We start from the raw sequence: 9,906 nt of genomic DNA on the forward strand, positions 1-9,906 counted from the left end.
GTCGAATTGCGAGATCGACGAGCCCCGGACGCTCGACGGCGCCACTAGCGCGGCCTCCTCCCCACGGAAGCTGCGACCATGTTCCAAAATCCCACGACGACCGCCTCCCGCGGCGCTGGCCTGATCCTCCTGCTCCTGGCTTCGGCCTGTTCGGCGCCCACCCCGACGCCCTCGGCCGCCTTGCCGATCGCCACCGTCGCGGCCGAACCCGCCCTGGCCGGCCAGGACACCTTCGACGCCCTGGTGCGCGCCCGCCGCACGCTCGATCTTGGCTTCAAGACCGGCGGGTGCCTGGCTCAGGTCAAGGTCGGCCTGGGCCAGCACGTGCGCGCCGGCCAGGTGCTGGCGGTGCTCGACCAGGCCGACGCGCGGGCGGCCGCGGCCCAGGCCGCCGGCGAATGGGCCGCGGCCCAGGCCGCCGAAAGCCAGGCCAAGGACGCCGCGCGTCGCGCTCAAGGCCTGGACGGCCTCGGAGCGCTGTCGTCGGCCGAGGTTTCGGACCGCGCCCTGGGCGCGGCCGGCGCCGGCGCTCGCGCCCAGGCCGCGCGCGCGGCTGCGGAGCGCGCTCGCATCGCCTTGGCCGACGGCGTGCTCGTCGCCCCTGAAGACGGCGTGGTGACCGAGATCGTCCTTGAACCTGGCCAGATGGCCGGGGCCGGGGCTCCGGTCGTGCGCTTGGCCTCGGGCCGGCCGGAGGTCGAGGTCCTGGTTCCCGAGGGGCTGGTCCTCGAGCCGGGCGCCCAGGCCAGCGTCACCCTCTGGGACAGCGCCGCGCCGGTCGCCGCCCATCTGCGCGCCGTCGAGCCCGCGGGCGATCCGCGCACCCGCCTGCGCAAGGCCTATTTCACGCTCGAGGCCGGCCAGGGCGCTGCGCTCAACGGCTCGGCCAGCGTACGTATCGCGCGGGCGGCGTCCGGTCCGGCCGTACGCGTGCCGCTGACGGCGCTGCGCAACCGCCAGGGCCGCGCGGAGGTGCTGGCCCTCAGCGCCGACCGGCGTCGCCTGATCCCCCAGGCGGTCATGGTGGTGGCCTTGAGCGGCCTCGACGCCGTGGTCCGCGGCCTTCCCGAGCGGCGCGAGATCATGGCCGACGGCCTTGATCGCGTGCGGGCCGGCCAGGCGGTGACCGTGGTCGAAACCCGCGAGGCCGGGATCTGATCATGGGGCGCTTCAATCTCTCCCGCTGGGCCGTCGAGCACCCGGCCCTGATCGGCTTCCTCATCGCCCTGATCTTCTCGGTCGGGGCCTTCCAGTTCCTCCAACTCGGCCGGGCCGAGGATCCGAGCTTCACCCTCAAGGAGATGGTGGTGGCGGGAACCTGGCCGGGCGCCTCGCCGGACCAGATGCAGCGCCAGATCGCCGAACCGCTGGAGCGCAAGCTGCGGGCGGTGGAGTCGCTGGATTCGTTGCAAACCTACTGCGTCGAAGGCGGCTGCGTCATTCAGGTCGCCTTGAAGGACGACGCGCCGCGTCAGCGTGTCCCGGAGATCTGGCAGCAGGTCCGGCGGATGCTGCAGGACATCGAACCGAGCCTGCCGGCCGGCGCGGCGGTCGCCGCCGACGATGACTATTCTGATGTCTACGGCTACGTCTTCACGCTCACCGGGGCCGACAACGCCGCCCTGGTGCGTCAGGCCGAGCGCCTGCGCGAGACCGTCCTGCGCCTGCCCCGCGCGGGCAAGGTGCAGATCGCGGGCGAGATTCCGCGCAGCATCTATGTCGAGTTCGATCCGCGTCGCCTGGCCGGCCTGGGCGTCTCGCCAGGCCAACTGGCGCGCGCGCTCGCCCAGCGCGGCGCCGTCGCGCCGGCCGGGACCGCCGAGCTTCCACTGCGCCTGCCCGTGCGGGTGGGCGGCGCCATCGACGGGGTGGCGGCGGTCGAGAACAGCTACGTGCAGACGGCCCAGGGCGCGGTTCGGGTGGCCGACCTGGCCAAGGTCGAGCGGGGTTATGCCGACCCCGCTCCGATGATCGTGCGCCATGCTGGCCAGCCGGCCGTCGTGCTGTCGGTGGCCATGGCGCCGGGGGCCGACGGCCTGGCCTTCGGCAAGAGCCTGCGCGAGACCGCCGGCGAGTTCGGACGCCATCTGCCCGCGGGCGTCAAGCTGACCCAGATCCAGGATCAGAGCGCGGTGATCGAGGAGGCGGTCGGCGCCTTCCTGATCAAGTTCTTCTGCGCCCTGGCCGTGGTCCTGGTGGTGGCCTTCCTGACCCTGGGATTTCGCACCGGCGTGGTCGTGGCCCTCTCGGTGCCCCTGACCCTGGCGGTCGTGGCTCTGTTCATGGGTGCGGCGGGGATCGGCCTTGAGCGGATTTCGCTGGGGGCGCTGATCCTGTCGCTGGGCCTGCTGGTCGACGACGCCATCATCAGCGTCGAGGCCATGGTCGTGCAACTGGAGAAAGGAGCCTCACGCGCCGACGCGGCCGCCTACGCCTGGACCCACACCGCCTTTCCGATGCTGACGGGCACCCTGCTGACCGTCGCCGGCTTCCTGCCGGTGGGCTTCGCCCAGTCGACGACGAGCGAGTACGCCGACGCCATTTTCTGGGTGACGGGGGCGGCGCTGGTGTTCAGCTGGGTGGTGGCCGTGGTGTTCACGCCGTATCTGGGCGTCAAGCTGCTGCCCGATCCCAAGCCGCACGCGGCGGGTCGCGATCCCTACGACACGCCGCTCTATCGCCGGCTGCGCGAGGTGATCGGCTTCTGTCTGCGTCGCAAGGGGATGGTGGCGGCGGCCACCGCCGGCCTGCTGGCCTTGAGCCTGGTCGGCGCGATCCTGGTGCGCCAGCAGTTCTTCCCGCCGTCCGACCGTCCCGAGATCATCATCGACATGGCGCTGAGGCCGGGCGCATCCATCGAGGCCACCAGCCGCGCCGCCGCCAAGGTCGAGGGCGCGCTGAAAGGCGACGCCGACGTGGCCCAGCTCGACAGCTTCGTGGGCCAGGGCGCGCCGCGGTTCTACCTGCCCTACGGGCCCTCCCTGCCCAATCCGGCCACGGCCACCCTGGTCGTCGTCGCCAAGGACCTGGGCGCGCGCGAGCGGCTGATCGAGCGTCTGTCGGCCAGCCCGGTCGCGCCCGAGGCCAAGATCCATGTGCGCCGCCTGTCGCTGGGTCCCAGCACCGGTTTTCCGGTGCAGTACCGGGTTGTCGGTCCGGACGCCGGGGTGTTGAGCGATGTGTCCGAGCAGGTCGCCGCCGTGCTGCGCGACACCCGTGGCGCCACTGCGGTCCAGGTCAATTGGGGCGAGCGCGCCCCGACCCGCACGCTCGAGCTCGACGCCGCGCGGGCGGCCCGGCTGGGCGCCGACCGGGCCGGCGTCTCCGAGACGCTGGACATGATCGTCTCGGGCCGCGCCGCCGGCGAGGTGCTCGACGGCGTCAAGCGGGTCGCCGTGACCCTGCGCGGGACGGCGGCGGATCGGACCGATCCGTCGCGCCTGGCGACCGTACCGATCGACACGGCCGCGGGGCCCACGCCGCTGGGACAGCTGGCCCGGTTGGGCGTCGGCGACGAGCAGCCCATCGTCTGGCGGCGAGACGGCGAGCCGACCATGACCGTCCAGTGCGACATGGTCGGGGCCGTGCAGGCCTCCGAGATCGCGGCGCGGGCCAAGAGCCGGATCGAGGCCATCGCCAGGCGGCTGCCCGAGGGCTACCGCATCGAGGAAGGGGGCGACGAGGAGCTCTCGGCCAAGGCCAACAAGGCCATCTACGACCTCCTGCCGGCGACCCTGGCCGTCATGCTGCTGCTGTTGATGGTCCAGTTGCAGAGCGTCAAGCGCACGCTGCTGGTGCTGGCCACGGCGCCGCTTGGCCTGGTGGGCGCGGTGGCGGCCCTGCTGATCACCGGCGCGCCCTTCGGCTTCGTCGCGCTCCTGGGCCTGATCGCCCTGGCCGGGATGATCATGCGCAACTCGATCATCCTGGTCGACCAGGTCGATCGCAACCAAGCCGGCGGCATGGCCCTGGCGGCCGCGATCATCGACGCCACTGTCAGCCGGTCCCGGCCGGTGGTGCTGACCGCGCTGGCCGCGGTTCTGGCCTTCATCCCGCTCTGTTTCAACATCTTCTGGGGGCCCATGGCGATCGTGATGATCGGCGGCCTGCTGGGCGCGACCGCACTCACCCTGCTGGCCTTGCCGGCGCTCTACGCGCTGGCCTTCGACGGCAAGACCCCCGCCAATCAGGACCTCCAACATGTCTGACATCATGCTCAAGATCCCGTGCGCCGGACACCGCGCGCGAGGGCCGCTGGTCGCCGCTGTGCTGGCCGCCGCCACGTTCCTGGCGGGATGCGCCGTGGGCCCCGAGTTCACTCCGCCGCGGCCATCGCTGCCCAGCCAGTGGCGTACGACCGCGCCCGCCGCGACAGTCGCTTCGGCCCAGACCATCCCGGCGTCGACCGCCTGGTGGAAGGCCTTCGGCGACCCGGTTCTCGACGACCTGGAGGCGCGGGCCGGGGCGGGCAATCTCGACGTGGACCTGGCGGCCGAGCGCGTCTCCGCCGCCAGGATCGCCCGCGGAGCGGTTCGCGCCCAGTCCGCGCCGCTGGTCGCCGGTCAGGCCGGCTACAGCCGCGACCGCGCCTCGACGGCCGACGTCGCGACGGTGGCGCGCGAGGTGCTTGGCCTGGCGGCGGAGCCCAACCTGCCCAAGGCGGTGGGCTTCGACCTCTACACGGTTGGGGCTGGCGCTTCCTGGGAGTTGGACCTCTGGGGCGGCAAGGCGCGTCAGCGCGAGGGGGCGGCCGCCTCCCTGGACGCGGCGCGCGCTCAGGCGCGGGGAGCCTTGCTGGCTGTCCAAGCCGAGGCGGCGCGCGCCTATTTTCAACTGCGCGGCTTGCAGGCCGAGCATGCCCTTCGCCAGGAGGCCCTGGCCCTGGCGAGCGATCGGGCGGCCATTGTCCAGGTTTCGCGCGAGCGCGGCCTGACCGCCGGGGCCGAGGCGGTCGACGCCCAGTCGCGCGTGCGTTCCCTGCGTCAGGAATTGACGGGGCTGGAGCAGGATCAGGCCAGCCTGGCTCGCGCCCTGGCGATCCTGGTTGGCGGCGATCCCGGACAGGACCCCTTCGACCTGGCCGCGCCGGCGCCGGCGGTCAGCCTCGCGCCAGGGCCCGTGCGTCTGCCCTCGGACATGGCCCGCCAGCGGCCCGACATCGTCGCGGCCGAGGCGCAACTTCACGCCGCCACGGCCATGATCGGGGCGGCCAAGGCCGATCTCTATCCCCAGATCAGCCTGACCGGCCAGCTCAGCATCGACGTCACCAGCCTCGACAATTTCGGCTGGGGCGAACGCAACACCAGCATCGGCCCCTCCATCTCCCTGCCGCTGTTCTCAGGCGGTCGGCTGGAGCGCGTCGTCGATCTCCGGCGCTCGGAAGAGCGCAGCGCCGCCATCGTCTACCGCCAGACGGTGATCAACGCCTGGCGGGAGGTCGAGGACGCGCTCGGCCAGATTCGCGCCTTGCAGGACCAGGGCCAGGAGGCCGAGGCCGATCTGGCGGCCTGGCGTGGAAAGGCGGCCATGATCGAGCAACGTCACGCGCGCGGCGACATCGCGCGTGCGGCGGTGCTTTCGGTCCAGGAGGGGGTCGTGGCCGCCGAGCTGGTCGCCGTCCGTCAGCACACGGCGGCCGTGCTGGCGCGGGTTCAACTGCGCCGCGCCCTCGGCGGATGAGCTGGGAGACCGCCGATGAAGCGCCTTCGTCATCGCTCCGCGGGAGCGCCGGCCTGGTCGGTTGGGGGGGCGCTTGACGAGTTGGCGCTGTCGTTCGGTCTCGCGCTGATAGGCACGGATCACCGAGGCCGAGATCTTCCGCGCCGTCCAGCCGCTTCGCGAGAAGCTGGAAGCGTTGGAGACGGAGAACCGCGTCCTGCGCGAGCGCTTTGGACAAACCGAGCGCTAGGCGCCGGCCTCTTCCGGAACTCGGCTACGCCCTTCGATCGGCCAGCCCGGCCGCCAGCCCGTGCATCGTCGGAGGTCAGGCGGAGACAACGGCGCCTGGCTTTCGCCCGCATACCGTCACCCGAAGAACCCGAAAGGCTGCGCCACTGGCGGACTTTGGAAACCCGATGGGGAAAATCGGAAGCGGACGGTGCTCTACCAGACTGAGCTACACGCGACCTGCGCCGCGCGGAGGGATTCGAACCCCCGACCACCTCGTTAGCAGCGATGAAACCGCTTCCCGCACCACCATCGGTCCCGACGCCGAAGCGCCGGGAGCGGTCGTATAACGACGGTCGTTGCGCTGTGCAAAAAAACAACGGCGAGGACGCGGGCGGATCGGCCTAGCGCGCGGCGCGCCCTTAGGGTCAGGGGGCGCCTCGGTTCAAGGCGAAGCGAGAAATTCCTTCACCCACCGGTTGCGCGTCAGAAAGCGCCGCTTTACGGTCAAGCTGTGCAATGGGGGCGAGGCGGCTGTTTGTCTGCGTGTCCCGGAAGACGACAGCGGCCTGACGGAATATCTGAAATGGGTGGGTGCATGCGAAGGTCTGTTCGTGCGGGTCGTTTTGATTTTCTTCCTTCCGCCCGCGTGATTTCAGGTTTCGCCACGAACAGGGGGCGACTGGCAGGTCTTTCCCGGTCCTTGGCGATCGGCGTCTTCCTTGCCGCGATGACGATATTCGCCTTGCCGGCGTCTGCGCAAACTTCAGAGGCGATTCCAGACCCGTCGACCATCAAGACGATCGACGAGAATGGCGTCGATCTGGTGGGCGGCGCCTTCTATTGGCCTAGTGTGGATCAGAGCATCGGAACGCCCGAGAGCGGTATGCACCTGTTCCGGCAAAACAATTCTGGACAGAACGTGGGTGATTGGGAATATTTAGCTGACAATTACACAGTATACTTTAAGTATAGACAGGTTTCTGGCCCCACGAGCAGCCAGCAAGATCATATCGACGTCAAATACGGGGATGTCGTCAATCGCTTTCTACCGGTGACCGGCAACGGCCTCCCCGCCACCCCTTACAAGGGCGGTAGGGGCAGTTTCTCCTGCAGCGCCAATCTGTGCACTTACACGGATGTTCAGGGCACGATCATCGAGTTCGCCCCGAGGTTTTTCTCCAATGGGAGCGTCAATGGCTCCAATCAGAGCCTCAATGGTATGGTGGAAAGCGGCATGGCGACCAGGATCATCAAGTCGGACGGCGAGATCATCACGTTCACTGGATCGGTTTCGAGTTCGCTCGGCTGGATGATCAAGAGGAGCTCGTACAGCTACCGGATGATCAACAGCGCGGCCGACTATTGCGATCCCGCGGCCGCCAATTGCGACACCCTGACCGACTACCCTTGGTTCAGTCAGGGCGTCGACGTCATGGGGAACAAGTGGACGTATTCTGTCATCGGAACGGAAACCAGGCCGGAGGACGGCCGTACGGTCTCTGTCTTGAAGGTCGCCGACCCGCGCGGGGTCGAGACGGTGTGGAGGCAGGGTCAAGGTGGTTCCAATCAGCCGGCGTGGTTTGCGAACCGGGTCACGAGCGTCACGCGCGCCGGGCAGATCTCGACCTATAGGACAAGCTATTTGCAGTCTCCTTGCTGCGACTGGACGGCTCCCCTCCTTGGGTGGCGCATGCTGGTCCTCCCGCCCGGCGGCAGGATGCAGATACTCGAATTCAACCCCAACTGGTCGCAGGTGAATCTGTACGTCAACGAATTGGGATATGGGACGACCCAGACCTACCTCAACGATCAGGTCAATTCGGTCACGACGACGAGCGGAATCACCACCACCTACGCGCGCGACAGCCGCAACAACATCACTTCGGCGACGATCAGGCCGAAGAACGGAGCCTCCGACGGCAGCGAGGACATCGTCGTCGCGACGGCGACCTATCCGACGACCTGCACCAACCCCAAGACCTGCAACAAGCCGACCAGCGTCACCGACGCGCGCAACAACACCACGACCTACACCTATGACCCCACTCACGGCGGTCTGCTGACGGTGACCAAGCCGGCGGTGAACGGCGTTCAGGCCCAGACCCGCTACGACTACCAACAGTTCACGCCCTATCTGAAGACCAGCGCGGGGGGGACTCAGCCCCAGCCCGCGGTGTGGAGGCTGGTGTCGACCGCCACCTGCCGGACCATGACGCTTGCGACCTGCGCCGGAACGACGGACGAACTGAAGACCACCCTGGCCTACGATCCGTCGAGCAGCGCCTACGGCGCCCGCAATCTCCTGCCCTTGTCGAAAACGGTCAGCCGCGGCGACGGCTCGCTGGCGACGACCGTGGCCTTCACCTATGACCGTTTCGGCAATGTCGTCGTCGAGGACGGCCCGCGGCCCGGGACCGACGACGCCGTCTACAGCTTCTACGACCTGAAGCGGCGCAAGACCGGGTCGATCGGCGGGGATCCGGACGGTTCGGGCCCGCTGCCCCGGGCGGCGGTCCGAACGGTGTACGGCGCCGACGGCCAGGTCGAATCCGTCGCCAAGGGCACGGTCACCGACGTCACCCTCGCGGCCCTGCAGGCGATGACGCCGGCCGAAAGGGTCGACACTGAATACAGCGCCGCCACCGGCCTGCCGATGGTCGAGCGCCGCTATGCGACCGGAGCCAACCCGGTCGGCGTCAAGCAGATGAGCTACGACGTTCGGCGGCGCCTCGAATGCGTCGCGCTGCGCATGAACCCGGCCGCCTTCGGATCGCTGCCCCCCTCCGCTTGCACGCTCGGCGTGGAGGGGACCGACGGGTACGACCGGATCACCAAGAACGTCTATGACCCCTCGGGCCAGCTGCTGCAGGTTCGTAAGGGAGTCGGCACGCCGGCCGAGACGGCCGATGCGACCTGGACCTATACGCGCGCCGGGGGAAAGGAAGACGTGATCGACGGCAACGGCAATCATGCCAAGTTCGTCTACGACAAGTACAGCCGCCTGTATCAATGGCAGTTTCCGAGCAAGACCCGGCCGTCCGCGTTCGACGCCAGCACGCCCGACACGGCGCTGGCGACCGCAGGCGGCGTCAACACCGCCGATTATGAGCAATACGAATATGATCTCGCCGGCAATCGCACGAAGCTGCGCAAGCGCGACAACAATTTCATCAACTACACCTACGATGCGCTGAACCGCGTGAGCCAGAAGAGCGGCCCGGCGGTGGCCGGCGTGGACTACACCTACGACCTGATGGGCCACCAGCTGACCGCGACCTATTCCAGCGGCGGCAAGGGGATCACCAACGCCTACAATGCGCTCGGCCAGCTGACATCGAGCACCAACGACATGGGGGGCGTGACGCGGACCCTGAACTATCTCTACGACGACTATGGCAACCGCAAACGCCTGACCTGGCCGGACTCGCAATTTGTGACGTTCGAGTATGACGGGCTAAACCGGATGTCCAAGGTCAAGGAGTCGGACGCGACCGTCCTGGCCACCTACACCTACAACGCGCAGGCGCTGCCGGAATCGCGGACCAATGGCGCGGCGGTCTCCAGCTATGGCTTCGACGGGATGAGCCGCCTGACGTCGCTGGGCCACGACCTGGCCTGGACCGGCTCGGACGTGGCCTGGACCTTCGGCTATAACCCGGCGTCGCAGCTGATCAGCAACAGCCGCAACAACGACGCCTATGCCTGGTACGGGGCGAGCACGGTCGATCGCGGCTATACGACGAACGGACTGAACCAATATAGCGTCGTCGGCCAGGCCAGCCTCGGCTACGACGCCAACGGCAACCTGACCTCGGACGGCTCGACCAGCTTCCTCTATGACGTCGAGAACCGGCTGACCAGCGCCAGCGGGGCGACGACGGCGACGCTCAGCTACGACCCGCTGGGGCGGCTGTATCAGACCGCCGGCCCGAGCGGGGCCGGGACCACCCGGTTCCTGTACGACGGCGACGAACTGGTGGCCGAATATGACGGCGCCGGCGCCCTGCTGCGCCGCTA

3 protein-coding genes and 1 pseudogene are annotated in these 9,906 nt (G+C 68.9%); all 4 read left to right on the forward strand.

The window, feature by feature from the left end; all coding sequences use genetic code 11:
* Positions 1 to 78 precede the first annotated feature (78 nt).
* Entirely contained in the window at positions 79 to 1,158 is a 1,080-nt protein-coding gene (locus BM066_RS16250; RefSeq protein WP_018062236.1) for an efflux RND transporter periplasmic adaptor subunit, read from the forward strand.
* 2 nt (positions 1,159 to 1,160) lie between these two features.
* Positions 1,161 to 4,208 (forward strand): efflux RND transporter permease subunit, encoded by a 3,048-nt coding sequence (locus tag BM066_RS16255; protein ID WP_018062237.1) that lies wholly within the window; start codon positions 1,161 to 1,163, stop codon positions 4,206 to 4,208.
* Positions 4,201 to 5,679: an efflux transporter outer membrane subunit gene (locus BM066_RS16260; RefSeq protein ID WP_018062238.1), complete on the forward strand. Its 1,479-nt coding sequence runs from the start codon at positions 4,201 to 4,203 to the stop codon at positions 5,677 to 5,679. The genes BM066_RS16255 and BM066_RS16260 overlap by 8 nt, the downstream gene beginning before the upstream one ends.
* 1,900 nt (positions 5,680 to 7,579) lie before the next feature.
* Positions 7,580 to 9,906, forward strand: a pseudogene (locus tag BM066_RS16265) (hypothetical protein); the annotation flags it as partial.

The sequence above is a fragment of the Caulobacter sp. UNC279MFTsu5.1 genome, assembly GCF_900114015.1.
In the GTDB taxonomy this organism is placed as follows: domain Bacteria; phylum Pseudomonadota; class Alphaproteobacteria; order Caulobacterales; family Caulobacteraceae; genus Caulobacter.